The organism is Streptosporangium jomthongense (assembly GCF_042650425.1).
In the GTDB taxonomy this organism is placed as follows: Bacteria; Actinomycetota; Actinomycetes; order Streptosporangiales; family Streptosporangiaceae; genus Streptosporangium.
Genome location: NZ_JBHSBC010000004.1, coordinates 193,571 through 217,493, shown reverse-complemented (window position 1 = coordinate 217,493; position 23,923 = coordinate 193,571). Strand labels below are relative to the sequence as shown.

The following is a 23,923-nucleotide window of genomic DNA, read 5'->3' as shown; positions in this document are numbered from 1 at the left end:
GCCTACTTCTGCAGCGGGGCCTGGTCGTAATTCCCGCCGCCGCCCTGGGTGTAGTTGCCTCCGCCACGCTGCGAGTAATTACCGCCGTGCTGGTTGTAGTCGAGGGAGCCCGCGATTACCTCACCCGGCGCGATGATTCCGTTCAGGATGCTTTCTCCGAGGATTTTACGGCCCTCGACGGAAATCGTCGACCGACCCTCCGATACTTTTTCTTCATTCGCATCCGGCATGACGCGATCTCCTTTCGTGTCAATCAGTGACCGGATCGGCCGTTCTCACGTTTCTTGCGATCAGGGGGCACACCGCACAGGCGCCTGGTCCGGCCTGCGTGAACCAGCGGCATGCTCTCCGGATCGAACAGGCCGGCAGGGATTCGGTGGCGGTCCCGAGTTCCAGGGCGTCGTCGATCACGGAGCACCGCTCGCCGGTCCAGTTCCTGCAGCCGTCCTCGACGCAGGGCTGGGCGAATCGGAAACGCTCCTCGGGAACCCGCCCTTTGGTGGCGTCGGCCACGAATTCGTCATCGATCCTGAGAGCCGGACGTATGTATCCGAGTCGACCGGTGGCGTCGAAGACCCCCAGCAGGATCGCGTCCCTCTCGCACCGGGCGCTCGGGCAGAGGATCTCCGCCGCCTTCTCCCCGTGGACGCCCACCACGTCAGCTCCCGAAGTCCGGCTTCCTGAGCCCGGTGGCCGCGATCTGCTCGCCGGAGATCTCGACCGCCCAGATTCCCCGTGTCCTCCCGCCGTCGCCCCCTGCCCGCGCGGCCAGGATGGGGTTGTTGATCCACGCCCTGTCGCTGAGGTCGACGCTCGCGAGTTCGATGGCCACCGCTTTCTGCACGGCTTGGTCGATCCTGCCGATCACGCTCTCGTCGAGCTCGAAATCGAGCACCACACGAAATTCGTGTCGCGCCACGGCCGCCTCCTCCACAGTGTTCCCAGGCTTTTATCCCGCTGTGACACCGGCCGTAATCATGGGAAAACCAAGACAATACCCTCTTTGCGCGATGGATGGCGTCGTCGGGTGTCTTTTTTTATCCGGCTTTTCGAACCGGTCGAGGAAACTGGTTTCAGTGAGGCTTCTCATCCCGCTTCACGGAGTTGGGGTGTGCGGATCGTCCTGACGAGTCGACCTGCGCGAAGGACGCTCCGGGCGTTCAGCGGACCACATTTCTGCGACCATGTTCGCGTCCGCACCGAAGTGTGGAAGGAACCGGTTCAGCCGAGGTCCCTGGCGCGCAGGCCGGCCTCGAAGCGGGAGTCGGCGCCGAGTGCCTTCATCAGGGCGGCCACCCGGCGACGGTAGGTGCGCAGCGACAGGCCCAGCTCACGCGCCGCGCTCTCGTCCTTGCGCCCGCTGCCGAGCATGGACAGCACCCGCAGGCTCTCCTGGTCGAGTACGGGCGGCGCCGAACGGCGGAACTCGGCCAGGTCGGCGGCGGCGTTCCACGCGGTGAGGAACAGCGCGTTGACGTTCGCGACCACGTCGGGGGAGCGGACCACGGTGTAGGAACGCTCGCCGGGACCGGGCGGCCCGGCCAGGACCGCGAGGAGCCCGTCGACGATGATCGTCTCGTACGGCAGGCCCGTCGTGGAGATCCGTACCAGGGCGCCCCTGCGGGCGGCCTCGTCGAGATGGCGCCGTCCCTCCTCGTCGGCGAGGAGCCGGGCGTCGAAGAGCTTGCGGACGGTCAGGGGACGGTCCTTCACGATCCGGGCGCGCATGCCGGGCATGCTCCAGGTTTCCAGGTCACCGGCCGCGCAGGAGAACTCCCGCCGCGCGCCGAGCAGCAGGTGCCCCACCCGCGCGGTCAGCTCCCGCTCTCCGCGCAGGGTCACGTTCCGATCCTGGTCCACGCCCCAAGTCTGCGGTGCCGCGCCGTACGGGACAAACCCATACAGGTCAGGGCGGGTGGCAGCTTGCTGCCATCGCCTCGCGTGGGGCGGGGCGGAGGCGGCAGGGTCGAGACATGACGAAACACGTGACGCTCGGTGGTGACAGGCGGATCTCACGTCTCGGGTTCGGGGCGATGCGGTTGCCCGCACGCGGCTGGGACGGCCCCAGAGGCGACAGGGAGAGCGCGCTCGCGGTGCTGCGCCGGGCGGTCGAACTCGGCGTGGACCACATCGACACCGCCGCGTTCTACTCCTACGAGGATCTCTCGTCCAACGAGCTGATCAGGGCGGCGCTGCGTCCCTACCCCGAGGACCTGGTGATCGCCACCAAGGTCGGTCCCCGGCGTGGCCCCGGCGGGTGGCTGCCCGAGGCCGGTCCCGGCGACCTGCGCGCCGCCGTCGAGGAGAACCTCGCCGGGCTGGGGCGGGACCACCTCGACCTGGTGTATCTGCGGGTCGGCCTGATGGGGACGTCGGAGGAGCCGATCGGGGAGCGCTTCGCCGTACTGGCCGCGCTGCGGGAGGAGGGGCTCATCCGACACCTCGGCCTCAGCAACGTGACGGCGAAGCAGTTCGCGGAGGCACGGGACATCGCGCCGGTCGTCGCGGTGCAGAACCACTTCCACCTGACCCGGCAGGACGACCTTGACCTGCTCGCCGAGTGCGAGCGGGAGGGGGTCGCGTACGTGCCGTTCTTCCCGCTCGGCGGGTTCGGGCTGCCGGACGACGGGCGGATCAGGCGGATCGCCGACCGGCACGGGGCCACGGTCGCGCAGGTCATGCTGGCCTGGCTGCTCGCCCGTTCCCCGGTCACGCTGGCCATCCCGGGGACCTCCTCGCTCGCGCACCTCGCCGAGAACATGGCCGCCGCCGACCTTGTGCTGGACGAGCGGGAGGTCACGGAGCTGAACACCCTCGGCCTTCAGCAAGGCTGACATTTTGTTGTGAGATTCGCCGGGGAAGCCTTCTGGTCGTTCCCGTGGACGCGTAGGGTCGCGGCCATGACCGCACGGAGATCCATGTGATCGTGACGGAGCTGAACGTCTATCCGCTCAAGAGCTGCGCGGGCACCGCGCTGCGGGAGGCGGAGATCACGCCCAGGGGGATACGACACGACCGCGAGCTGATGCTCGTCTCGCCGGACGGCACGCACCTGTCCCAGCGGGAGGTGCCGGGGATGGCGCTGCTGCGGCCGGTCTACGACGGCGACAAGCTCAGGGTCGAGCCCCCCGACCCGTCCGCGACGGCCCCGCTCGCCCACGAGGTACGGCGTGACCTGCCCGCGCGGGACATCACCCTCTTCAACGCCCCGCACCGGGGCGTGGACCAGGGGGAGGAGGCGGCCGACTGGTTCTCCACGGTGCTCGGCGTCCCCTGCCGCCTGGTGTGTTTCCCCGACGACCACGTCCGCAGGATCAACCCGAGGCACGCCGTCGGGGAACTTCGCTACGCCGACGCCCTCCCGCTGCTGGTCACCTCGGCCGAGTCGCTGGCCGAGCTGAACACGCGGCTGGCGGAGCCGGTGCCGATGAACCGCTTCCGCCCGAACATCGTCGTCTCCGGCTGGCGCGAGCCGTTCGAGGAGGACGGGGTGCGGCGGCTGCGGATCGGCGAGATCGAGGTCGAACTGGTCAAACCCTGCGGGCGCTGCGTGATCGTCAACGTGGACCAGGCGACGGGGGCCAGGGGCCGGGAGCCGCTGCGCACACTTGCCGGATACCGGACCGTCAGGACGGACAAGCCACGCGTCGTTTTCGGCAAGTCCGGCCTGCCCCACACCCCGGGCACGATCCGCGTCGGCGACCCGGTCGTCCTCCTGGAATGACAATCTGTCATTGGATTGTCACTTTATCCTGACCGGCTGGCGATGGCCGTTCGAGTCTGGTCGTTCCTGTGGGGCTTGATGCCGGTCCGGCCGACGCCCTCGCCCCGGTGAGGGGCGTCGGCCGGTCACAGGTAGGCGCCGTCGAAGGGGACGCCGTCCCACAGGGCGCGCTCGTGCCCCCTGGGGTCGTCGGCCACCCTGGGGGAGAGGTCCCAGATCATCGTGGCGCGCCGCGGCATCCGGTAGGCGGGCCAGGCGGGACGCGGAACCGTACGGCGCGCGTCCGGGTCGCCCGTGCGGGCGAAGGAGGCCCAGGCGTCGACCATCTGGGCCGAAAGGGTCGTCAGCCGTGCCCGGTCGGTCCGCAGGGCCTCGGGACCGCCCTGGACGCCGACGAAGCGCAGCGTGCCGAACATGAACGGCAGCTCGATCGTGTGCACCGCCCCGACGCCCTTCGGCGGCGCCCAGTCGAACTGGTACACGTAGGTCGGCCGCCAGCGGCTCTGTGCCTCGGCGAGCCTCAGGGCGGGTACCCGCATGCCCTGGTCGGTGAACATCGCCAGGGCCGCGGCCTGCTTCGTCCTGTCCCTGCGGTAGACCTCGGTCATCCGGGCGCGCCGGGCGGCCAGCTCCTTCGGGAAGAACGCGTCGTACTGCTCGGCGAGGGTTCCCAGCCCGTCCTTGGAGTACTGGCCGAAGAAGTTCATCTCGTCCCGGTCGGTGCCGATCAGCAGGTCGATCCCCCGGGCGTTGCCCGCCTTCACCCGTTTGGTCACCGTGTCGCGGACCAGCGTCCCGTCGACGTACGGGCCGAAGTAGAGCGCGTGCCCGGCCGCGCCGGGAAAGGCGGCCACGGCCTTCTCCTGGACCCTGAGAAGCTCGGCCACGGGCATCGTCCGCAGCGCGGCGAGGTCGCGCCCCGGCAGGGTCGAGGCCAGCTTCCGCTCGAACGCCGCGGTGTGCACCAGGGCCCCGCTGCCGCTCTGCAGTACGGCCCTGCGGAACAGCCGCTCGGGGTGGTCGGTGGCGAGCATCGCGCTGATCGAGAACGCGCCCGCGGACTCCCCGACCACGGTGACGTTGGCCGGGTCGCCGCCGAAGTCGGCCACGTGGTCGCGCACCCAGCCCAGCGCCGCGATCTGGTCGCGCAGCCCGTTGTTGCCCGAGCCCCGGTAGGCCGGGTCGAGGCCGCCGAGTTCGGCCCAGCCGAGCAGCCCGAGCCGGTAGTTGAGCGAGACGACCACCGCGTCCCCCCTGGTGGCCAGGTTCGTCCCGTCGTAGCGGGGCTCGTTGCCGGTGCCGTACGCGGCGGCGCCGCCGTGGATGAAGACGATCACCGGTCGTTTCGAGCGGTCAGGCTTCGGCGTCCACACGTTCAGGTGGAGGCAGTCCTCGTCGGTGTAGACCTTCCTGTCGTCGGGATAGTCCTCCGACATCTGGTCGCGGCCCTGGGGGCAGACCCTGGTGCCGTCGACGGCCTTGAGCGTGCCCCGCCACGGGGACACCGGGCGCGGTGGCCTGAACCGGAGCCTCCCGACGGGTGGTTGCGCGTACGGGATGCCGCGGAAGGCGCACAGGCCGTCCGTGGCCGTCCCCGAGACGACGCCGAGCGAGGTCCGGGTCACGCAGGCCGTACCCCCGGCTGCGCCGGCGGTGGACGCGGTGGACGCGGTGGCGGGTACGGCCGGCGTCATGGCCGCCCCCGCGACGGCCAGGGCGGCGGGCAGGGAGATGGGCAGGCGGAGCGAACGGAACATCGAGACCTCCTCGGGCTGTGTGGATCGAGGAGAGCCTCGCGGCTGAGGGCACCGTCGCGGATCGGCCTGCCGAGCGAACCCGGAATCACCCGCGAGAACCAGGAACCAGAGAGCGGGGAACCACTCCGGGGCGAAAGGCCGACAGAGCCGGGAACCGCGCAGGGACCAAAAGTGCCTGCCGGGCGGGGGCCGGGGCACCACACGGGGACAAGAGGACCTACGGGAGCCGTACGGAGACAGGGACCGGGGCTACGCGGAGCCGGGGACGGTCAGGCCTGACTCGTAGGCGAACACGACGGCCTGGGCCCGGTCCCGCAGGCCGAGTTTGGTCAGCAGGTTGCTCACGTGCGTCTTGACCGTGTGCTCGCTGACCACCAGTTCGGCGGCGATCTCGGTGTTGGACAGCCCCCGGGCGATCAGCCGCAACGTGTCGGTCTCCCGGTCGGTCAGTTCGCCGAGCCGTCTGCGCAGCTCCGGCCTGGCGGTGCCGCGCCGTACGACGTCCTCGATCAGCCTGCGGGTCACGGCCGGGGCGAGCAGCGCCTCCCCCGAGGCGACGAGCAGGACCGCGCGCACGAGTTCCTCCCGCCGCGCGTCCTTGAGCAGGAAGCCCCCGGCCCCGGCGCGCAGCGCGTCGTAGACGTACTCGTCGACGTCGTACATCGTCAGGACCAGCACCTTCGCCGAGGTGCGGCGGCAGATCTCCGCCGTGGCCGCGACGCCGTCCATCCGGGGCATGCGGATGTCCATGAGGACCAGGTCGGGCTGGAGCTCGACGGCCCTGGCGACGGCCTCGGCCCCGTCGGCGGCCTCCCCGACGACCGTGATGTCGGGGTGGGCGTTGAGGATCAGCGAGAAACCGGCGCGGAACAGGTCCTGGTCGTCGGCGACGAGCACACGCATGGGAGCCCCTGTCAGAGAGAGCCGAGGGGGAGGACGGCGGTGACGGTGAACCCCCGGGGATCGACGGTGAGGCCTCCCCCACAGGAGGCCGCGCGTTCGCGCATCCCGACGACACCGTGTCCCTCGCGGAACTCGGCCGTGCCGCCGCCCCCGTCGGTGACCTCGATCGTCAGCGCCCGTCCCGACCAGGTCAGGCGCAGCCGCGCGGTGCGTACGGCCGCGTGCCGCAGGACGTTCGTCAGGCACTCCTGGACGATCCGGTAGGCGGCGATGTCCACCGCCGCCGGGACCGGCGACCGGGTCCCGTGCTCCTCGACGACCACGTCGAGACCGGCCCCACGGGTGCGTTCGACCAGGTCGGCCAGGGTTTCGAGGCCGGGCTGCGGTTCGCGGACCGGGCCGTCCCGCAGTGTCCCGAGGATCAGGCGGAGCTGGCCGACGGCGTCCCGCCCGGCCGTCGCGATCGCCTCGAACACCATCTCCGCCCGCGCCGGGTCGTCCCGCACGACCAGGGGCCCCGCCTCGGCCTGCACGACCATGAGTCCGACCGAGTGGGTCACGATGTCGTGCATGTCGCGGGCGATGCGGGTACGTTCCTCGGCGACCGCCGCCGCCCGTTCCTCACGCAGCCGCCGCGCGCGTTCCTCGACCATCCCGCGCTGCGCGCGTCCGGCCCTGGCGCCGACCCCCAGCGCGTAGGCGGCGACGTAGGCCGTCACCACGTAGCGGAAGGTGTCGAAGTCCTCGTGCGGTAGGATCAGGGAGGTCAGCACCCCGACGGCCAGCAGCCCGACGCCGATCATCCGCAGCGTCGGCGGGGCGAGGGCCGCGATGGTGTAGGTGCACACCAGCGGGCCGTACGGCATGAGCAGGAACGGCGGATGCGTGAGCGCGTCCTGCATCAGCACCAGCGCCGTCATCGCCAGACCCGCGACCAGGCTCGCCGCGATCAACAGCGTCCGCCGCCACAGGACCGGCGCCGAGGACAGCAGGGCCAGGACCACGACCCACCACGGCTGGAGGCGAGGCAGCAGGACCGGTACCACCGTCGCGGCCGTGACGACGGCGGCGATCGCGACGTCGGCCCGGGGCACGCGCAGGAGGTTCGGCGCGCGTAGGGAGTCCACTGGTGTCACCGTCCGGGTCGAAAGCCCCATTGAGGAGCCCTGTAAGGCTATGCGCCGTTGGACTCCCGCCCCGTTCGACGGCCAGGCCGCCGACCATTGAGGAGTCCTGTAAGGCTATGCGCCCCCCACCGGGACACGCCTCCCTCGCCCGACCGAGGCCGCCCTCCCTCCCGGGAGGGAACTCTCTGGGCCTGCTCCCATAGGGGAACCTCCAGTGCCAACTCCCGGGGGCGGGATCCAGGCGGCGAGGTCCACGTGCAAGGGCTCACGCCCGGGGATTCACGACGTGACGCCCACATCCCGAGGCCCATGCCCGGGGGACTCACGACCCGAGGTCGGTGAGGAACTCGCGCAGGGCTCTGCGGTAGGGCTCGATCGTGGTGATGTCGGCGTACTCCTCGGGGCCGTGCTGCCCGTCCCCGCCGATGCCGAAGATGACGGCGTCGATGCCCCGGCGGTAGTAGAAGCGGCCGTCGGCGGCGCCGTGCTTGCGCAGCAGGGCGCCGTCGTAGCCCTGGTTGCGCGCCGCCCGCCGCAGCCCGAGCACCTCGGGCCGTTCGGGGTCGGCGTGGTGCGGCGGGGCGACGTGGGTGACGACGGGCACGACGCCCGGCGCGCAGAAGGCCGCCAGGTGCGCGGTGACCTCCTGTTCGGTCCTGCCGTCCAGGTCGGGGTCACCGGCGGGGAAGCGGATGTCCAGCCACGCCTCCGCCTGGTCGGGCACCTGGTTGCGGGCCGTGTTGGAGGTCTCGATCCTGGCGACGTTCACCGTGGTCCGCCAGGCCTCCTCGGTCGCCACGGGGTAGCGCTCAAGCAGGGCCCCCAGGCTGCGGTTCAGCTTGAGCAGCGCGTTGTCGCCGAGCCACTGGTAGGCGCTGTGCGCGCCGAGCCCGTTCGCCCGCAGGTTCGCGGACACCATGCCCTTGGAGTCGGTCACGACCCGCAGCCCGCTCTGTTCGCCGATGACGACGAAGTCGGCGGTCACGCCCTGGTCGATCTGGTGGGCCGTGCCGTCCAGGCCGCCGACCTCCTCGTCGGTGACGAGCTGCAGCCCGATCGGGTACGGCAGCGCCCCGGCGAGTTCGCGGAAGACGAGTGTCTCGACCAGCGCGGACACCTTCATGTCGTGGGCGCCCCTGCCGTACAGGCGGGTGCCTTCGAGGCGGGGCCTGAACTGGTGCGGCGGCGCGGGCACCACGTCGAGGTGGGCGTTGAGGACGACCCGGAACCGGGGCCTGCGGGGACCGGGGTAGACGAGCGCGCTCGGCTTGCCGTTCGAGACGAACCGTTCGACCGTGAACGAGTCGTCGGCGAGGAGGCCGAGCACGAGTTCGAGCGCCTCACGCAGGTCGCCGGGGCGGTCGGCGGTCGACGGCACGGCGAGCAGCCGCCGTGCCGTCACGAGGAGGGAGTCCAGATCCACCGCCTCATCGTCCCCCGCCCCGGCGCTTCCGTCACCCGTCACGAGCGGAGGAAGCACATGATGACGAACCTGGTCACGTGCGAAAGGAACCACACGCGAACGAACCATGCGCGAACAGGCCATGGGCAGGCGAATCCACCACGAACGGACGAATCACACGATTGACTCCGTCACGGCGGACGAACCGCACGATGGTGAACCCGGTCGCGTGTGGACGGGCCACGGGCGGGTGAATCCGTCACGCGTGGGCGAGGACGAGGGTGAAGTCCCCCGTCGGGTCGGTGTAGGTCCGGCTCGGGGTGAATCCGGCCGCGACCAGTTCCCGGCGCAGGCCCTCCTGACGGAACTTGGCGCTGATCTCGGTACGGGTCTCCTCTCCCGCCTCGAAGGAGACCGACAGGTCGAGGGCGGCGATCCGCACGGTCATGGCGCGGCTCGCGCGCAGTCGCATCTCGATCCAGTCGTTGCGCTGGTCGTACAGCGCGACGTGTTCGAAGGCGTCCGGCTCGAAGTCGGCGTCGAGCCGGTGGTTGAGCACGTGCAGGACGTTCCTGTTGAAGGCCGCCGTCACCCCGGCCGCGTCGTCGTAGGCCGCGACCAGCCGCCCGGTGTCCTTCACCAGGTCGGCCCCCAGCAGGAAGGAGTCGCCGGGGGAGAGGGTGGCGCGCAGCTCCTTGAGGAACACGGCCCTGGCCTCGGGGTCGAGGTTGCCGATGGTGCCGCCGAGGAAGGCCACCATCCGCCGTCCCCGCTTGGGCAACAGCGCCAGGTGGCGTTCGAAGTCGGCGCAGACCGCGTGCACCGCCATCCCCGGGTAGCGGGCGGCGAGGCGCCGCGCGGCGTCGCCGAGGGTGACGGCGTCCACGTCGACCGGGGTGTAGGCGCGCAGCGTCCCCGCCGAGGCCAGGGCGTCGAGCAGCAGCACGGTCTTCTCGCTGGTCCCCGAGCCCAGTTCGACCAGCGTGTCCGCCCCGCTGTCGGCGGCGATGTCGGTCGAGTGCCTGCGCAGGATGGACAGCTCCCTGCGGGTCGGGTAGTACTCGGGCAGCCGGGTGATCTGGGAGAACAGCTCACTGCCCGTCTCGTCGTAGAACCACTTGGGCGGCAGCCACTTGGGGTCGGACGTCAGCCCGGCGCGGACGTCGTGCTCAAGGGCCTGGCTGAGGTAGTCGTCACCGAGATGGTTGGTCAGGCGTACGTCGGACTGGCTGACGGGCATGATGACTCCTTGGATGTCGCAGGTCACAGCGGCTGGACGCGCACGCCGTCGATGGACGCGAGGACCAGACTCCGATCCGGTACGGCCTGCCAGCCGGACCGGTCGTCGAGCGGTTCGCTCGCCACGAGCACGCCGTCTTCGAGGTTGAGGAAGAGCGTGTCCCCCCAGGTGGTCGCGGCGAGGGAGGAGCCGTCGCAGGCGAGGAGGTTCAGCCGCCCGGCGGGGTCCTTGGCCCCGGCGGTGACGACGACCTCGGACAGGGCGTCGCCGAGGGTGAGTCCGGCGCGGCGCCGTACGAAGACGGCGGCGGCGACCCAGGCGGCGTCGCAGGTGCTCTCCGCTCCCGCGTCGCCCGCCAGCTCCCTGACGGGGCCTCGGGCGACGCGGCCGTTGTGGCTGAGCAGCCACGCCCCGTCGGCGAAGGGCGCGGTGGCGCTCTCCTCGATCGGCATGCCCTCGCTGGCCGACCGTACGGCCGCCAGCAGGCAGCTTGAGCGGGCGACCTCGGCCAGGGCGGGCAGGTTGGCGTCGGCCCACATGGGGACCGAACGGCGGTAACGGACCGGTTCCGCGCGGCCGGCGTCGTACCAGCCGATGCCGAAGCCGTCGGCGTTGATGAGGCCGTGGCGTTGCATGCGCGGGGCGTAGGACTGCCGCAGCAGGCCGTGCTCCGGTTCACTGACCAGTGAGGCGACGGACCGGGGAGCGCCGAGCCAGGCGGCGTGGCGGCACATCTAGCGGTGCTCCGGACGCTCGGCGGACACGGACCGGGCACAGCGGAAGCCCGTGAAGATCTGCCTGCGGATGGGGTGGTCCCAGTTCCTGAACGTCGTGCGGACCGCGGCCGGGTCGGCCGCCCACGAGCCGCCGCGCAGCACCCGGTAGTCGCCGCCGAAGAAGACCTCGCTGTACTCGCGGTAGGGGAAGCTGCGGAAGCCCGGGTAGGGCAGGAACTCAGAGGAGGTCCACTCCCACACGTCCCCGATCATCTGCTCGACGCCGTAGAAACTCGCCCCGGCGGGGTAGGCGCCGAGGGGGGCGGGACGCGCCGCGTGGTGCCCGAGGTTGGCCAGTCCGGGGTCCGGGTCGTCGTCCCCCCACGGGTACTTCCTGGCCCGTTCGGCCTCCGGGTTCCAGCCGCAGGCCTTCTCCCACTCGGCCTCGGTCGGCAGCCGTTTGCCCGCCCAGCGGGCGTAGGCGTCGGCCTCGTGCCAGCTCACGTGCTGTACGGGCTCGTCCATGGGCACCGGTTCCGGCCTGCCGAACCGGGTCCGCCACCAGGTGTCGCCGTCCCTGGTCCAGAACAGGGGGGCGAAGGCGCCCGTCTCCCGCCGCCAGGCCCATCCCTGGGGGTTCCACCAGCGCGGGTCGTCGTAGCCGCCGTCCTCGACGAAGTCGGCGTAGGCGCGGTTGCCGACCGGCAGCCGGTCGATCCAGTAGGCGGGCAGGTCGACCCGGTGCGCGGAACGCTCGTTGTCGTAGGCCCACGGCAACGTGTCCGTCCCCATCGTGAACGGCCCGGCGGGCACGAACACCTCCTCGGGGCCGTACGGCTTGCCGGACGGCAGCTCGCCGTCGCGGATCAGGCCCGCGGTCCCGGAGAGCTGCCAGGTGGCGAGCATGGTCTCGTCGTGCTGGTGCTCGTGCTGGATCACCAGGCCGAAGACGAAGGCGTCCCGGTGCAGCGGGTCGGGGCTCTCCGGGTCGAGCCGGTCAAGGACGTCGAGCACCCGTCCCCGTACCCCCTCGATGTAGCGCCGCGCCTCGGCGGGTCCCAGGATGGGCAGGCTCGGCCGGTTCTTCCTGGGGTGTTTGAACGCGTCGTACAGGTCGTCGATCTCGGGGCGCAGCGGGGTGATGCCCCCGGCCTCCCGCAGCACCCACAGCTCCTCGTAGTTGCCGACGTGCGCCAGGTCCCACACCAGCGGCGACATCAGCGGTGAGTGCTGCCTGACCAGCAGGTCGTCCTCGGCGTCGGTGTAGGCCAGCGACCGGCCGCGCACCGCGGTCAGTTCGGCGGCGATGCGTTCCTTGAAGTCGTTCATGCCTGTCCTTCCTCGGTCAACCAGGCCGACAGGCGCGGTCCCGGTTCTGCGGCCATGTCCAGCAGGTCGAGGGCGGGGGGCCGCCCGGTCGTCACGTGGCGGTCGGTGTAGGCGGCCACCTGAGCGGCCAGCGCGCCGTCCACACCGAGCCTGGGCAGCGCCTCGCAGGCGGCGCGGAAGCACTCCTCGGCCGCCTGGCGCAGCCGGGGGTCGGTGAGGCCGCAGCGGGCCGCCTCACGCCACATCCCCGCGTACGGCTCCGCCGCCGCCAGCGCCGTGTCGGCCGCCCGGTCGTCCATCACCAGGGCGTGGGTGACGGCCACGCACACCGGCCAGTTCGCCGGGTGCTGGGCGTCGAGGTAGCGGATCTCCAGCCAGCCGCGGGGCCGTACCGGAGGGAAGATCGTCGTGGCGTGGTAGGCCAGGTCGGCCAGGGTCGGCGGGGGCACGGGCGCGTCGAGCCAGTCGCGGAAGGTCGAGCCGTCGCGGATCGTGCGGTAGTGGTCGTCGTCCTCGCGCACCAGCATCAGCCGGGCGTCGAGGAGGTAGGCGGCCCAGTCGGCGACGGGGTCGCCGGTGGTCTGGACGGGGGCGGTCCTGGTGCGGTCGAGGTTCTCCCACACCTCCTGACGGCCGGACATCCACCCGCACGGCCGTCCCTCGCGCAGCGAGGAGTTGGCGAAGGCGGCCAGGAGGACGGGGCCGAGCCGGTGGGCGCGTTCCCAGCGCGCCGAGGGTCTGTCGCCCAGGTCGAGGTTGACCTGGATCGACGCGGTCGAGCACATCATCAACGCCCCGTACGGCAGGCCGAGGAACTCGGCCATCGCGTCGTAGCGGGGCAGGTGTAACTGCCGTCTGGCGGGCCGTACGGGGTCGAGACCGACCCCGGCCAGGGCCAGACCGGTCCTGTTCAGCGCCCGGCGGGTCGCGTCGACGTCGGCGCGCATCCGGGCGATCGCCTCGGGCAGCGGGCCCGCGGGTCCCGACAGTTCGAGCTGCCCGCCGGGCTCGAACGTCACCCGGCTTCCGCCGTCCATCGACGGCAGAACGTCGGCTGTCCTGTCCAGTGGAACCTGGTCGCCGGTGGCCGTACGGTCGAAGACCAGGAACTCCAGCTCGACCCCCACCTCGTCCCCGGCGGCGCCGAGGAAGCAGTCCTGCGCGAATGCCTCCACATCGGAGGCATTCCGGATCGGCGTGTCCTCGGCCACAAGACTGGCCATCGTCCCCCCTTTTCGCCTGATGTGTACGGTCTATAGACCCGTGAGGCGTGCAGGCGTTACAGGGGGACTTTCGGGGTGTGTGTAACGGTTCGACGGCCCCGGGGGACTGTCCCGTATGGAACGGGGGGCTGCGATGAGACGGGCGAGCCTGGGCTGCCGGGAGGCCGGGGGCCTCGTCACCGCCTATCTGGAGGAGGCCCTGCCCGCCGGGACGCGGCGGCGCTTCGAGGAGCACCTGGCCGGATGCGCTCTGTGCCCGGACCTTCTTGAGCGGGTCCGGGTGACGGTCGAGGTGCTGCGGGCCTTCGGCGGGGAGGACATCCCGCAGGAGGTGCTCACCCGGTTGTGCGACGTCTTCGGCCCGCCCGAAGGCCCGTCGCGGGGCTTGTCGCAGGGCCCGTCGCGGGGGCGGCTCTTCCCGGTGCCGTCCTCAGGAGCTCCGCGGCTCCTCGACCCTGGAGTCCCGCCGGTCGCGGAAGGCGGCCAGTAGCCGCTCACGCGCCTGACCTGGCAGCGGCTCGGGTCGCAGGGCGCCCAGAGCGGTGACCGTCACGCGGAACTGGTGCAGGTAGTGTCCGCAACACTCGCAGGCGGCGAGGTGCTCCTCGAACACGTGCCGGGTGGACTCGTCGAGGCCGCCCTCCAGGTAGGAGGTGACGAGCTCGACCCACTCGTCGCAACTGAACCGCTTCACGACGTGAAACGCCTTACCGTCTCTGAACCGAACCGATTTCACTACGCCGACCGCCTCGCCGTCTCGAAATAATCCTCCAGGCGTCCGCGCACCGCCACGCGGGCGCGGTGCAGCAGAACCCGCTGGTTGGCCGCGGAGATCTCCAGGATCTCGCAGACCTCCTCCGAGGTGCACCCCTCGACGTCGCGAAGTGTGATGACGGCGCGCTGTCGTGGGGGAAGCTCAGCCAGGGCCGCCGCGATCAGGTCGCGCACCTCGGCGGCCAGCACCTCGCCCTCGGGGGTGGACCAGGCCGAGGGGACGTTCTTCCAGTGCCCGGGGAACGGGTCGTCGGGCCCCTGGAAGAGCGACCGGTCGGCGACCGGCTCCTCCCGATGTTCGAAGGCGCTGCTCCACGGTACCGTGCGGTTCTCGCGCAGCCCCCGTTTCCTGGCGGTGTTGACCAGGATGCGGTAGACCCAGGTCTTCACGGAGGAGCGACCCTCGAAGCCGTCGATGCCCCTGATCACCGCCAGCCAGGTGTCCTGCACGACCTCCTCCGCGGAGTCGTTGGTCGACACGTGGGAGCGGGCGAGCCAGAGCATGCCCCTCGACCAGGTGTCCAGCAGGGCCGCGAACATCGCCTCGTCCCCGGCGCGCAGCGCCGCGACGACGACGTCATCCGGGGGGAGCCTGCTGCCCGTGAAGGACTCCACGATCGCCTCCTTGCGGTCGGGCGTCTGGGACGCCGCTCTCGTGCCCGTGGACACGAGAAGGTGCCTGGACCGTCCGGCGCCCCCGAGGCGCCACCGACTGCGAGGATGAGGGTTCCCGTCCACGGCCGGTCCGACACCTCCCCGCGGGGGCCGCGGGGGAGCGCCGGAGGAACGCGCAAGAAGGCACCGAAGAGGGTGCGGTCCAGGCTGTACGGTTCCCCGGCACGCCCAGGTGTTACACCGTTATTTCGGGACGTTCCTGAAATTTCCCGTCCGTTGGTGAAACGTTCTCAGGATTCGGGGAGCCGCAGCATGCGGTCGACCAACTGGTGGAGGTGGGCCCGCAGGCGGGGCTTCGTCCTGGGGTTGTCCGGATCGGGCGGATCGGGCGGGGCCAGGGCCTCGCCGTGCAGGAAGCCGTACATGCTCCAGGCCAGCGTCCGCACCAGCAGGTCCAGGTCGGTGTCCCCCTCGATGAGCCCGTCCCTGACGGCGGCGCGCAGCGCGTCCCGGGTGAGGTTGATGATCGGGATGGCGTACCGCTGTTCCAGGTCGGGGATGTCGGCGGCGTCGCCGAGCCAGCGGTGCATCCACAGCGCCGGGATCTGCGGGTTGGACAGGCACAGCTCCAGGTAGTCGTCCACGAGGGCGTGCATGGCCTCGGCGACCCCGGCGGCGTCGCGGGCGGGCAACGACGCCAGCGCCCCCTCGACGACGCTCCGCTGGGCCCGGCTCGTCCGCTCGATGACGGCGAGGTAGAGCGCGCGTTTGTCGCCGAACGTCTCGTGCAGCCATTCGAGGTCGAAGCCCATGGCCTCTGCCAGTCCCTGCAGGGTGGTGCCGTCATACCCGAACGCGGCGAAAAGCCGGGTCGCGAACTCTATGACCGCCTCGCTCTGCTGCTCATCCGCAGAAGTCATGGTTCGATTCAAGTCGTTGTCGCAGGTGGACGTAGCTAAGCGCCGGTTTTGGGGTGGTCAAACCTGTGTGCGCAATGGTCAGGCGTCCCGCCGGTCCCGGGGCGGGCGACGCCGGGTGAAAAATACTGCATCGAACGCTTATCTTCATGGGTTGCAATTTTTCTCTCAGTGAGGTTTTGTGGAGGCGAACATGCGCGTCCCACTTCGAAGGAGCACGCTGTGCACAAAGCCGATCTCGGCCCCGTGACCCTCTCCGTGGCTCGTCACGACACCTTCGATCCACCTCCTGAGCTGGCTGTCTGGCGCCAGGAGGCCCCGATCCGCCGCATGACCTACGCCGACGGCCACATCGGCTGGCTGGCGACGAGCCACTCGGCCGTCCGCGCGATCCTGGCCGACAACCGCTTCAGCAGCCGGGTCGAGGCCCAGCACCCGGCGCTGCCGCACATGGTCGAACAGCGGCAGCTTCCGATGCCCGCCGGTTTCTTCCTGCGGATGGACCCGCCGGACCACACCCGCCTGCGGCGGCTGCTGACCGGCCAGTTCACCGTGCGCAGGATGCGGCAGCTCGAACCGAGGATCGAGAAGATCGTCGCCGCGCGGCTGGACGAGATGGAGCGTCAGGGGGCGCCCGCCGACCTGGTGAGCGCGTTCGCGCTGCCCATCCCCTCGCTGGTGATCTGCGAGCTGCTCGGTGTCCCCTACACCGACCACGACCGCTTCCAGCACGACTCGGCGGTGATCGTCAGCCGGGAGGAGTCGAAGGAGAGCAAGCTGGCGGCGGTGACCGACCTGCTGACCTTCCTGCACGAACTGGTGCTCAGCAAGCGCGCGAAGCCGACCGACGACCTGCTCGGCGGCCTGGCGGAGAGCGACGAGCTGACGGACGACGAGATCACCGGGATCGCCCTGCTCCTGCTGGTCGCCGGGCACGAGACGACGGCGAACATGATCGCGCTCGGTACCTACACGCTGCTGTGCAACCCCCCGCAGCTGGCGGCGCTGCGTGCCGACCCCTCCCTGGCGGCGGGGGCCGCCGAGGAACTGCTGCGCTATCTGAGCATCATCGACTTCACGGTCAGGGGCGCCGTCGAGGACGTGGAGATCGAGGGGCAGACGATCAGGGCCGGTGAGACGGTGACGGTCTCGCTGCCCGCGGCCAACCGCGACCCCGAGCGCTTCGAGCGGCCGGACGACTTCGACGTCTTCCGGCAGTCGGGCGGACACCTGTCCTTCGGCCACGGCATCCACCAGTGCCTGGGCCAGCAGCTCGCCCGCAACGAGATGCGCATCGCCATCCCGGCCCTGCTCGAACGGCTGCCCGGCCTGCGCCTCGCCGTACCGGCCGAGGAGGTGCCGATGCGCTCCGACATGGCCATCTACGGCGTGCACCGGCTGCCGGTCGCCTGGTAGAAACCGAATGACCCCATAGATAACCCCATATGGGGTTATCTATGGGCTATAAAGGCTGTGGACAGTTCGGAGAACCGAAGGGACCGTGCGGTGGGGCGTGTGCTGCTGCTGGCGACCGGCGACACCATCGCCTACTCGACCGATCCCCGAAGCCCAGGGGTGGCCTCGGGCGCGCGGCTCCTCGAAACACTGCCGCCCGGCACGCTCACGGCCGAGGTGGTGGCCGAGGACGTCCAGGCGGAGCCGAGCTGGGACATGTCCCCCTCGACCATGCTGCTGCTCGCCTGCAAGGCCCGGGAGGCCGTTCTCGACCGGGGCTTTGACGGTGTCGTGATCACCCACGGTCTCGACACCGTCGAGGAGACGGCCTTCCTCACCGACCTGCTCGCCGGGCGGGCCGCGCACCACGGCGCGATCGTCCTGACCGGCGCGACGCGACCCTTCGACGCCCTGTCGCCGGACGGCCCACGCAACCTGGCCTCCTCCCTGGCCGCCGCGGCCGACCCGGCGTTGTGCGGCGTGGGCGCCGTCGTGTGCGTCAACGACGAACTGCACGCCGCCCGCTGGGTCACCATGACCGACGCGACGGGCGTGTGCGCCATGTCCTCCGCCCCCGAACCGGTGCTCGGTCACGTGCACGGGGGACGGGCCGTGATCTCCACGCTCCCACCGGGCAGGCCGCCGACGGTCGCGGGCGACCCGGAGACGGACGTCGCCCTGGTCAAGACCTACCCGGGCATGGACACCGCGGCGCTCACCGCCCTCGTGGACGCGGGCGTCAGGGGCGTCGTGATCGAGGGAACCGGTGCGGGGAACATACCGGTCAGTTTGCTCACCGCGATCGACGAGCTGACCGGGTGGGGCATCCCGGTGGTCGTCACCTCCCGCGCCCGCACCCGCAGGGCGCCCCTCGACGAACTGGGCCTGGGCGCCGTCCTGGCCGCCAAGGTGGGCGCGGTCGGCGCGTACGGCCTCAGCCCGGCCAAGGCGCGCGTCGCGCTGATGGTCGCCCTAGGAACGGGCGGCGTTGACGCGGTGCGCGACTGGTTCGCCAGACTTTGAGCAGGGAAACTTAGATGTGGAGTGAAATGTCCACATCCTAGGGTTCGGGTATGGAACAGACCGCTGGTTCGGGTATGGGGCAGATCACTACATCGGACGACCGGATCGACCGCCGGGCACTGGCCGCGGCGGGGGTCACCGTACTGCTGTGGGCCTCCGCCTTCGTCGCCATCCGCGACGCCGCCCAGTACTTCGGCCCCGGAGCCCTGGCCCTCGGTCGCCTGCTCGCGGGCTCGGCCGTACTCCTCGTCATCTGGCTTGCGCGCGGAGGGGGACTGCCGTCCCGGGGTGCCTGGCCCGGCATCCTGGGCTCGGGCGTGCTGTGGTTCGGCCTCTACATGGTCGCCCTGAACTGGGGCGAGCACGAGGTGGACGCCGGAACCGCGGCCATGCTCGTCAACATCGGCCCCATCCTGATCGCGCTCCTCGGCGGCTGGATGCTGCGGGAGGGCTTCCCGCGCCGTCTGCTGGCCGGGATGGCGGTCTCCTTCGCGGGGGCCGCCGTGGTCGGGGTCTCCATGTCGGGCGCGGGCCGCGCCTCGATCCTGGGCGTCCTGCTGTGCCTGCTCGCCGCCGTGACGTACGCCGCCGGGGTGGTCTGCCAGAAGCCGGCCCTCAGGCACGGCTCCGCCATTCAGGTCACCACCTTCGGCTGTCTCGTCGGCACCGTGGTCTGCCTGCCGTTCGCCGGGCAGCTGGTCGAGCAGGTCGCCGCCGCCCCACCGGCCGCCACGCTGAACGTCGTCTACCTGGGCGTCTTCCCGACGGCCCTGGCCTTCACCACCTGGGCCTACGCGCTGGCCCGCACCACCGCGGGGAAGATGGGCGCGACCACCTACATCGTCCCCGCCCTGGTGGTCCTGATGGCCTGGGCGGTGCTCGGCGAGGTGCCCGGCTGGCTGACCCTGGCCGGCGGCCTGCTGTGCCTGGCGGGCGTCGCCGTCTCCCGAGGCGGCCCGCGTGCCACCACCCCGTCCTCGGTGCGGGCGGTACGGTCCCGGTAACGTGTCAGCCCGTTGCGTGATCCACGGGGACGGGGGGCGCACCCGCCCCGGGTGACTCGGGAGGCGCGGATGCGAGACCAGACGATCGGTGACTTTCTGCGGAGCCTGGCGGCCCGGGTGCCCGCCCCCGGCGGGGGAGCCGGCGCGGCCCTGCACGCCGCGCAGGCCGCCGCGCTGCTGGGCATGGTCGCCCGCTACAGCGACGGCCCCAAGCAGGCCGGGCACGAGCGGCTGATCGGGCGGATCCTGACGGAGGCCGACACGCTGCGGGAACGCGCGCTCGAACTCGCCGAGGAGGACGCGGCGGCGTTCACTGCGGTCACCGACGCCTACCGGCTGCCGAAGGAGACCGACCAGGAGCGTACGGCTCGCTCGGCGGCGATCGCCGGAGCGCTGGCCGCCGCGGCCGGGCCGCCCGCGGAGACCGTGGACGTCGCGCGCCGCCTGGTCGAGCTGGCCGGGGAACTGCTGCCCGTCGGCAACCGCAACGTCATCACCGACGTGGCCGCCGCCGCCGAGGCGGCCAGGGCCGCCGCGACCACGGCCAGGGTCAACGTCGAGATCAATCTCGGGGGCATCCGGGACGAGGCGGTCCGCGCCGAACTGGCCGGAAGGATCGCCGGGGTCGACGCCCTGGCCGCCGACGCCGACCGGGTCACCGCGACCGTCCGCGAGGAGATCAGCCGATGAGTACTGAGGGTCTGTCGGGTGCGGGGAGTTCGGCGGGTTCGGCGCGGGAGCTGTCCGGGCGGGGGCTCGCCACGGCCATCCGGACCGACGCGACGGAGCGGGCGGCGGCCCTCGCCGCCCGGGGACGCCCGGCGCGCCTGGCCGTCGTCACGGCCACCGACGACGAGGCCAGCGCCTGGTACGTGCGCTCCATCGTGAACGCCGCACGCAAGGTGGGCATCGAGTGCGAGGTCGCCGATCTCGGTCCGAGGGCCGGGGCGGGCGAGATCCGCGACCGTCTTGAGGCGCTGAGCGCCGACGAGTGGGTGAGCGGGATCATCCTGCAGACCCCGCTGCCGAAGGGGACGAAACTGGAGGACCTGGCCTCGGCCATCGTCCCCGCCAAGGACGTCGACGGCGCCAACCCGCTCTCCCTCGGTCGCCTGGCCGCCGGACTGCCCGCCTTCGCGCCCGCGACCGCCGAGGCGGTGGTCAGGCTCCTCGACCACCACGGCGTCCCGCTCGCGGGCCGGCACGCGGTCGTGGTCGGCCGCTCGACGGTGGTCGGCAAGCCCGCCGCCCACCTGCTGCTCGACCGCGACGCCACGGTGACCGTGTGCCACTCGCGGACCGCCGACCTGGCCGCGGTCACCTCGGCGGCCGACGTCCTGGTCGCGGCCGTCGGCCGGATCGGGCTCGTCACCCCCGACCACGTGCGGCCCGGCGCGGTGGTCGTGGACGTGGGCACGAACCAGACCGAGGACGGCGGCCTCGCGGGCGACGTCGATCCCGCCGTGGCGACCAGGGCCTCGGCGCTGACACCCGTGCCGGGAGGCGTGGGACCGGTGACCACCGCCCTCCTGCTGGCCCACACGGTCCAGGCCGCGGAGACGCTGACCGAAGGCCGGTGACTCCTTCGGCCCTCACACCAGGCGACGGCCGTCGACGCGCGTGCCCCCGTTCAGGCCGGAACCGGGTGATGATCCCGGGCCCGGTGGAATGGGCCGGCTCCGCGCCCGTCAGTACCGCGATTGGTTTTGTCCAGGTGGCGAATCGGGGTTCCAGACAATCCGTCGGCCGCTGACACTGGCCCCTGCCTGCCGTTATCCGCCCGGCGGGCCGACCTTTCCAGGCGACCGACAGGAGACATCCTGATGAGAAAACCAACCATCGTGGACGCGCCGACGACGGGCGCCGCGGCCGTGAACGTCGAATCCGGAATCCGGTCGGGGCGCAGGTCCTTCGGTGCCGGGCCTTTCCGCGTCGCGTTCGTCACCCTCGTGGCGGGAGTACTCGCGCTCACGGTCACGCAGGGCACCGCACTGGCCGGAGACAACCTGGCTGATTGCCTTTCCGGGCAGGTCTGCCTCTATGAGGGCAGCCTGGCGGACAACGACATGGTCGACTCGTCCTACGGCACGCTGAGCCACTACGGATTGAAAGCGAACACGTCCTACTACGTCGTCAACAACGGAAACGCGAAGCGCGGACTCGACCACTACTACTTCGAACACGCGGGGAAGACCAAGTGCCTGCACTTCAACGTGGGGACGACCCTCAACCAGGGGTCGTGGGTGTATTTGCGCTCATCCCTCTACCAAATCCTGTCCGACCAGCGGTGGGGCGGCGAATGCCCCTAGATCTGCCGGTCTCCTCGCAGGGCGGAAGCGACCGGACGCAAGGTAGTCCGACGCGGCGGTCGTGACCGTCTGTGTTCCCTGAGCGGTGGTGCGGGCGGGGTTCACCAGGGCGGTGGACTCCGCCCGCACCGTCAGGATCCTCATGGCGCGTGAACGGTGCGTGAGACGAGACGCCCGGCGCGCGGCGCGGCCGAACCGCTGACCACCCGATGTCCCGCCGGAGCCGCTCGCGTTCTTCGCCGCGATGAGCCCGTACGGCCGGTGGGTCATGAGGCCGTACGGGTTCGCAGGAGGTCGAGGATCTCGGCCTGGCCGGTGCCCGTGCGTGACTCCGAGCGCGGGGCGCCGGTGGCGTCGCGCACCTCGACCACGAGCAACGCGTCCCCTCCCTCGGCCTCCTCCCGGCGGACGGTGATCCGCGCCCCGGGAGGGGCGTGTTCCGTGGCCCGCGCGAGGGCCTCGGCCTCGACGTCGTGCCCGGCGCGCAGTTCGACGAGTTCGACCGGGCGCCGCCCCTGACCGTCGGGCAGCTCCGGATCGGCGCCGCCGTCGAGCAGCGCCCTGACGACGGCCGCCGCGCCGTACGTCACGGCACGGCAGAGGGCGGTGCCGCCCGCGGAGTCGCGGACGCCGGAATCGGCGCCCCGGGCGAGCAGGGCCTCGACGACGGCCAGGTGCCCACCGGCCACGGCCCAGTGCAGGGCCGTCATCGCGTTCTCCTCGGCGTGCTCCCGCTGGTCGGGGTCGGCGCCGCCGTCGAGCAGTGCGGTCACCGTCTCGGCGTGTCCCCAGGACGCGGCGGCGCACAGCGGGAGCCCCTCGTGCTCGCCCCCGCTCTCAAGGCCGGGGTCGGCTCCGGCCGCCAGGAGCCGCCGCGTGATGCCCGCGTCCCCGTGTACGGCGGCGCGGTAGAGGGCCGTGGAGCCGTACGGATCGGGTGTGTCCGGGGCCAGGCCGTCGTCGAGTAGCCGCCCGACCGTCTCGGCGTCCCCGGTCGCCGCGGCCGTCACCAGTCGCTCCCCTGTCATGCGGTTCATTGTGCGTGGCGAAGTGTCCGTGATCTATGGGTTTTCCCGGTGATGATCTCCATTTCTGACTGTGGCGATAATTCATGGTTAACCCATAGAGATAGTAGATTTATTGAGCCCCGCCCAGAGGTCGCCGATCATCGGTTCACGTCATCGGGAGGATCTTCGGATGCATGTCACGGCCCGCAGTGACTACGCCATACGCGCGATGCTGGTGATCGCGGCCCATGACCCGGCCTCGGTCACCGCGGAGACGCTGGCCCGGGCTCAGAAGATCCCGCCGAGCTTCCTGAGGGGCATCCTGACCGACCTGCGGCGGGCCAACCTCGTCTTCGCCCAGCGGGGCAACGAGGGTGGGTTCACGCTGGCCAGGAGGGCGGAGGCCGTCTTCGTCGGCGACATCCTGCGGGCGGTCGGCGGCGGCTTCACCTCGGTGCGGGGCTTCTCGACGGCCGACGTCGTCTACTTCGGCGAGGCGGTGCCGCTGCGCGCCGTCTGGCTGGACGTCGAGGCCTCCATCGGGGCCGTGGTGGACAGCGTCAGCCTCGCCACCCTCCTGGAGTCCCAGGGGGCCGAGGTCTCGCGGCGGCAGACGGCCTGAGGGACGGGTGCCGGGCGCGCCGTCACCGCGCTTTCCGTGCCGGGTTCCCTGACGGGCCGGGGCATGCCGGCAGCGCCGGAACCCGGCCCCGGACGTCGGCCGGGCCCCGGAGGGCGACCGAGTCCTCTGGAGGTCCGGCCGGACCACGGCGGGTGGCCGGGTCGCCGGAGGGCGGCCAGGTCTTCTGGCGGCCGGTCGGTCTCCGGGCGCCGGCGGCCGGATCCCCTGGGGGCGGCCGGGCCCTCCGTGTCTCAGACGGGGATGGAGACCCCGAGGCCGCCCCGGGTCTGCGCGCCGTAGCGCTCCTTCTCCCTGGCGAGGTCGAGGGGCCTGATGTGGCTGCGGCCCTGCATCGTCTCCTCGGTGATCAGGTCGGCGGGCACGAGCCAGGACACCTCGAACTCGATCCCGTCGGGGTCCTTGGCGTACAGGGCCTTGGTGGTCGAGTGGTCGGAGGCGCCCACGAGGGAGTTCATCTCGGTGAGCTTGACCGCGATGCGCTCAAGCTCCTGGAGGGTGTCGACCTCCCAGGCGAGGTGGTAGAGCCCGACGGTCGTCCGCCCGGCGCCGGAGGGGCCCGCCTGGGCGCCGATCTCGAACAGGCCGAGGTCGTGGTCGTTGCTCGATCCGGGGGCCTGCAGGAACGCCGAGCCCTGGCCGCCCATGACGACCCGGAAGTCGAGGGCCTCCCGGTAGAAGGCGACGCTGCGCTCGACGTCGCGAACGAACAGGACGGCGTGGTTGAGCCGCTGGACCGGCATGTTTCCTCCCCGAAA

At 71.3% G+C, this 23,923-nt stretch carries 27 protein-coding genes; 10 read left to right on the top strand and 17 right to left on the bottom strand.

All coding sequences use genetic code 11. The annotated features are described in order from the left end of the window. Window positions 1-2: 2 nt before the first annotated feature. The 4 genes from ACFOYY_RS07185 to ACFOYY_RS07170 form a co-directional block, all read right to left on the bottom strand. Window positions 3-230: a hypothetical protein gene (locus ACFOYY_RS07185; RefSeq protein WP_352011216.1), complete on the bottom strand. Its 228-nt coding sequence runs from the start codon at window positions 228-230 to the stop codon at window positions 3-5. A gap of 19 nt (window positions 231-249) precedes the next feature. After that, on the bottom strand, window positions 250-657 hold the full coding sequence (locus tag ACFOYY_RS07180; RefSeq protein ID WP_386188763.1) for a hypothetical protein: 408 nt from the start codon (window positions 655-657) through the stop codon (window positions 250-252). 1 nt (window position 658) lies between these two features. Continuing rightward, on the bottom strand, window positions 659-919 hold the full coding sequence (locus tag ACFOYY_RS07175; protein ID WP_352011214.1) for a hypothetical protein: 261 nt from the start codon (window positions 917-919) through the stop codon (window positions 659-661). A gap of 302 nt (window positions 920-1,221) precedes the next feature. Then, entirely contained in the window at window positions 1,222-1,860 is a 639-nt protein-coding gene (locus ACFOYY_RS07170) for a helix-turn-helix transcriptional regulator (RefSeq protein ID WP_352011213.1), read from the bottom strand. 113 nt (window positions 1,861-1,973) lie between these two features. Here ACFOYY_RS07170 and ACFOYY_RS07165 point away from each other — a divergent pair, with 113 nt between their 5' ends. Beyond that, a complete protein-coding gene (locus tag ACFOYY_RS07165; protein ID WP_386188761.1) occupies window positions 1,974-2,834 on the top strand; it encodes an oxidoreductase in 861 nt (286 codons plus the stop codon). 86 nt (window positions 2,835-2,920) lie between these two features. Further along, window positions 2,921-3,724, top strand: a complete 804-nt coding sequence (locus ACFOYY_RS07160) for an MOSC domain-containing protein (protein WP_386188759.1) — start codon at window positions 2,921-2,923, stop codon at window positions 3,722-3,724. Between the two features lie 125 nt (window positions 3,725-3,849). Here ACFOYY_RS07160 and ACFOYY_RS07155 read toward each other — a convergent pair whose 3' ends face one another. The 8 genes from ACFOYY_RS07155 to egtA all read right to left on the bottom strand — a co-directional run bounded on the left by ACFOYY_RS07155 (window position 3,850) and on the right by egtA (window position 13,421). Continuing rightward, window positions 3,850-5,481 (bottom strand): carboxylesterase/lipase family protein, encoded by a 1,632-nt coding sequence (locus ACFOYY_RS07155; RefSeq protein WP_386188757.1) that lies wholly within the window; start codon window positions 5,479-5,481, stop codon window positions 3,850-3,852. A gap of 249 nt (window positions 5,482-5,730) precedes the next feature. Continuing rightward, a complete protein-coding gene (locus tag ACFOYY_RS07150) occupies window positions 5,731-6,384 on the bottom strand; it encodes a response regulator transcription factor (protein ID WP_352011209.1) in 654 nt (217 codons plus the stop codon). 11 nt (window positions 6,385-6,395) lie between these two features. Then, complete coding sequence (locus tag ACFOYY_RS07145) at window positions 6,396-7,511, bottom strand: sensor histidine kinase (RefSeq protein WP_352011208.1); 1,116 nt, start codon at window positions 7,509-7,511, stop codon at window positions 6,396-6,398. A 322-nt stretch (window positions 7,512-7,833) separates the two neighbouring features. Then, window positions 7,834-8,934, bottom strand: a complete 1,101-nt coding sequence (locus tag ACFOYY_RS07140; RefSeq protein WP_386188754.1) for a M20 family metallopeptidase — start codon at window positions 8,932-8,934, stop codon at window positions 7,834-7,836. 238 nt (window positions 8,935-9,172) lie between these two features. Beyond that, the gene (gene egtD / locus ACFOYY_RS07135) at window positions 9,173-10,153 is read right to left on the bottom strand and encodes an L-histidine N(alpha)-methyltransferase (RefSeq protein ID WP_352011206.1); all 981 of its coding nucleotides are present in this window, start codon (window positions 10,151-10,153) and stop codon (window positions 9,173-9,175) included. A gap of 23 nt (window positions 10,154-10,176) precedes the next feature. Next, the gene (egtC, locus tag ACFOYY_RS07130; RefSeq protein ID WP_362912193.1) at window positions 10,177-10,887 is read right to left on the bottom strand and encodes an ergothioneine biosynthesis protein EgtC; all 711 of its coding nucleotides are present in this window, start codon (window positions 10,885-10,887) and stop codon (window positions 10,177-10,179) included. Then, window positions 10,888-12,198, bottom strand: coding sequence for an ergothioneine biosynthesis protein EgtB (gene egtB / locus ACFOYY_RS07125; RefSeq protein WP_386188752.1), 1,311 nt, complete (start codon window positions 12,196-12,198; stop codon window positions 10,888-10,890). Then, complete coding sequence (gene egtA / locus ACFOYY_RS07120; protein WP_352011203.1) at window positions 12,195-13,421, bottom strand: ergothioneine biosynthesis glutamate--cysteine ligase EgtA; 1,227 nt, start codon at window positions 13,419-13,421, stop codon at window positions 12,195-12,197. Before egtA ends, egtB begins: the two co-directional genes overlap by 4 nt. A gap of 133 nt (window positions 13,422-13,554) precedes the next feature. On the opposite strand from egtA, the gene ACFOYY_RS07115 reads away from it, so the two are divergent. Beyond that, entirely contained in the window at window positions 13,555-13,911 is a 357-nt protein-coding gene (locus ACFOYY_RS07115) for a zf-HC2 domain-containing protein (protein WP_362912199.1), read from the top strand. Here the strand turns inward: ACFOYY_RS07115 and ACFOYY_RS07110 are convergent. From ACFOYY_RS07110 to ACFOYY_RS07100, 3 genes are all read right to left on the bottom strand, one after another. Then, window positions 13,852-14,115, bottom strand: coding sequence for an anti-sigma factor family protein (locus ACFOYY_RS07110; RefSeq protein ID WP_352011201.1), 264 nt, complete (start codon window positions 14,113-14,115; stop codon window positions 13,852-13,854). The two genes, ACFOYY_RS07115 and ACFOYY_RS07110, sit on opposite strands and share 60 nt — an antisense overlap. A 41-nt stretch (window positions 14,116-14,156) precedes the next feature. Continuing rightward, window positions 14,157-14,810, bottom strand: a complete 654-nt coding sequence (locus ACFOYY_RS07105) for an RNA polymerase sigma factor (protein ID WP_352011200.1) — start codon at window positions 14,808-14,810, stop codon at window positions 14,157-14,159. Between the two features lie 290 nt (window positions 14,811-15,100). Next, window positions 15,101-15,730, bottom strand: coding sequence for a TetR/AcrR family transcriptional regulator (locus ACFOYY_RS07100; protein ID WP_352011199.1), 630 nt, complete (start codon window positions 15,728-15,730; stop codon window positions 15,101-15,103). Window positions 15,731-15,949: 219 nt separating this feature from the next. Between ACFOYY_RS07100 and ACFOYY_RS07095 the strand changes: the two genes are divergently transcribed. The 6 genes from ACFOYY_RS07095 (at window position 15,950) to ACFOYY_RS07070 (ending at window position 21,518) form a co-directional block, all read left to right on the top strand. After that, window positions 15,950-17,143: a cytochrome P450 gene (locus tag ACFOYY_RS07095; protein WP_352011198.1), complete on the top strand. Its 1,194-nt coding sequence runs from the start codon at window positions 15,950-15,952 to the stop codon at window positions 17,141-17,143. A 90-nt stretch (window positions 17,144-17,233) separates the two neighbouring features. Then, complete coding sequence (locus tag ACFOYY_RS07090; RefSeq protein ID WP_386188748.1) at window positions 17,234-18,205, top strand: asparaginase; 972 nt, start codon at window positions 17,234-17,236, stop codon at window positions 18,203-18,205. A gap of 50 nt (window positions 18,206-18,255) precedes the next feature. Beyond that, window positions 18,256-19,209: a DMT family transporter gene (locus tag ACFOYY_RS07085; protein ID WP_386188746.1), complete on the top strand. Its 954-nt coding sequence runs from the start codon at window positions 18,256-18,258 to the stop codon at window positions 19,207-19,209. Between the two features lie 69 nt (window positions 19,210-19,278). Further along, window positions 19,279-19,899, top strand: a complete 621-nt coding sequence (locus ACFOYY_RS07080) for a cyclodeaminase/cyclohydrolase family protein (RefSeq protein WP_362912207.1) — start codon at window positions 19,279-19,281, stop codon at window positions 19,897-19,899. Next, a complete protein-coding gene (locus tag ACFOYY_RS07075) occupies window positions 19,896-20,789 on the top strand; it encodes a bifunctional 5,10-methylenetetrahydrofolate dehydrogenase/5,10-methenyltetrahydrofolate cyclohydrolase (RefSeq protein ID WP_352011194.1) in 894 nt (297 codons plus the stop codon). The genes ACFOYY_RS07080 and ACFOYY_RS07075 overlap by 4 nt, the downstream gene beginning before the upstream one ends. Window positions 20,790-21,032: 243 nt before the next feature. Next, a complete protein-coding gene (locus tag ACFOYY_RS07070; RefSeq protein ID WP_362781626.1) occupies window positions 21,033-21,518 on the top strand; it encodes a hypothetical protein in 486 nt (161 codons plus the stop codon). A gap of 266 nt (window positions 21,519-21,784) precedes the next feature. On the opposite strand, the gene ACFOYY_RS07065 is transcribed toward ACFOYY_RS07070, so the two are convergent. After that, complete coding sequence (locus tag ACFOYY_RS07065) at window positions 21,785-22,546, bottom strand: ankyrin repeat domain-containing protein (protein ID WP_386188743.1); 762 nt, start codon at window positions 22,544-22,546, stop codon at window positions 21,785-21,787. A 169-nt stretch (window positions 22,547-22,715) separates the two neighbouring features. Between ACFOYY_RS07065 and ACFOYY_RS07060 the strand changes: the two genes are divergently transcribed. Then, window positions 22,716-23,147, top strand: a complete 432-nt coding sequence (locus ACFOYY_RS07060; protein WP_386188741.1) for an RrF2 family transcriptional regulator — start codon at window positions 22,716-22,718, stop codon at window positions 23,145-23,147. Between the two features lie 251 nt (window positions 23,148-23,398). On the opposite strand, the gene ACFOYY_RS07055 is transcribed toward ACFOYY_RS07060, so the two are convergent. After that, the gene (locus ACFOYY_RS07055) at window positions 23,399-23,908 is read right to left on the bottom strand and encodes a VOC family protein (protein WP_386188740.1); all 510 of its coding nucleotides are present in this window, start codon (window positions 23,906-23,908) and stop codon (window positions 23,399-23,401) included. Between the last annotated feature and the right edge of the window lie 15 nt (window positions 23,909-23,923).

Bases quoted from the DNA above. Each gene is read 5' to 3' on its own strand.
- ACFOYY_RS07185 (WP_352011216.1), bottom strand. From the start codon at position 230: ATGCCGGATGCGAATGAAGAAAAAGTATCGGAGGGTCGGTCGACGATT.
- ACFOYY_RS07165 (WP_386188761.1), top strand. From the start codon at position 1,974: ATGACGAAACACGTGACGCTCGGTGGTGACAGGCGGATCTCACGTCTC.
- ACFOYY_RS07155 (WP_386188757.1), bottom strand. From the start codon at position 5,481: ATGTTCCGTTCGCTCCGCCTGCCCATCTCCCTGCCCGCCGCCCTGGCC.
- ACFOYY_RS07150 (WP_352011209.1), bottom strand. From the start codon at position 6,384: ATGCGTGTGCTCGTCGCCGACGACCAGGACCTGTTCCGCGCCGGTTTC.
- egtD (WP_352011206.1), bottom strand. From the start codon at position 10,153: ATGCCCGTCAGCCAGTCCGACGTACGCCTGACCAACCATCTCGGTGAC.
- egtC (WP_362912193.1), bottom strand. From the start codon at position 10,887: ATGTGCCGCCACGCCGCCTGGCTCGGCGCTCCCCGGTCCGTCGCCTCA.
- egtB (WP_386188752.1), bottom strand. From the start codon at position 12,198: ATGAACGACTTCAAGGAACGCATCGCCGCCGAACTGACCGCGGTGCGC.
- egtA (WP_352011203.1), bottom strand. From the start codon at position 13,421: ATGGCCAGTCTTGTGGCCGAGGACACGCCGATCCGGAATGCCTCCGAT.
- ACFOYY_RS07115 (WP_362912199.1), top strand. From the start codon at position 13,555: ATGAGACGGGCGAGCCTGGGCTGCCGGGAGGCCGGGGGCCTCGTCACC.
- ACFOYY_RS07100 (WP_352011199.1), bottom strand. From the start codon at position 15,730: ATGACTTCTGCGGATGAGCAGCAGAGCGAGGCGGTCATAGAGTTCGCG.
- ACFOYY_RS07085 (WP_386188746.1), top strand. From the start codon at position 18,256: ATGGAACAGACCGCTGGTTCGGGTATGGGGCAGATCACTACATCGGAC.
- ACFOYY_RS07080 (WP_362912207.1), top strand. From the start codon at position 19,279: ATGCGAGACCAGACGATCGGTGACTTTCTGCGGAGCCTGGCGGCCCGG.
- ACFOYY_RS07075 (WP_352011194.1), top strand. From the start codon at position 19,896: ATGAGTACTGAGGGTCTGTCGGGTGCGGGGAGTTCGGCGGGTTCGGCG.
- ACFOYY_RS07070 (WP_362781626.1), top strand. From the start codon at position 21,033: ATGAGAAAACCAACCATCGTGGACGCGCCGACGACGGGCGCCGCGGCC.
- ACFOYY_RS07065 (WP_386188743.1), bottom strand. From the start codon at position 22,546: ATGACAGGGGAGCGACTGGTGACGGCCGCGGCGACCGGGGACGCCGAG.
- ACFOYY_RS07060 (WP_386188741.1), top strand. From the start codon at position 22,716: ATGCATGTCACGGCCCGCAGTGACTACGCCATACGCGCGATGCTGGTG.
- ACFOYY_RS07055 (WP_386188740.1), bottom strand. From the start codon at position 23,908: ATGCCGGTCCAGCGGCTCAACCACGCCGTCCTGTTCGTTCGCGACGTC.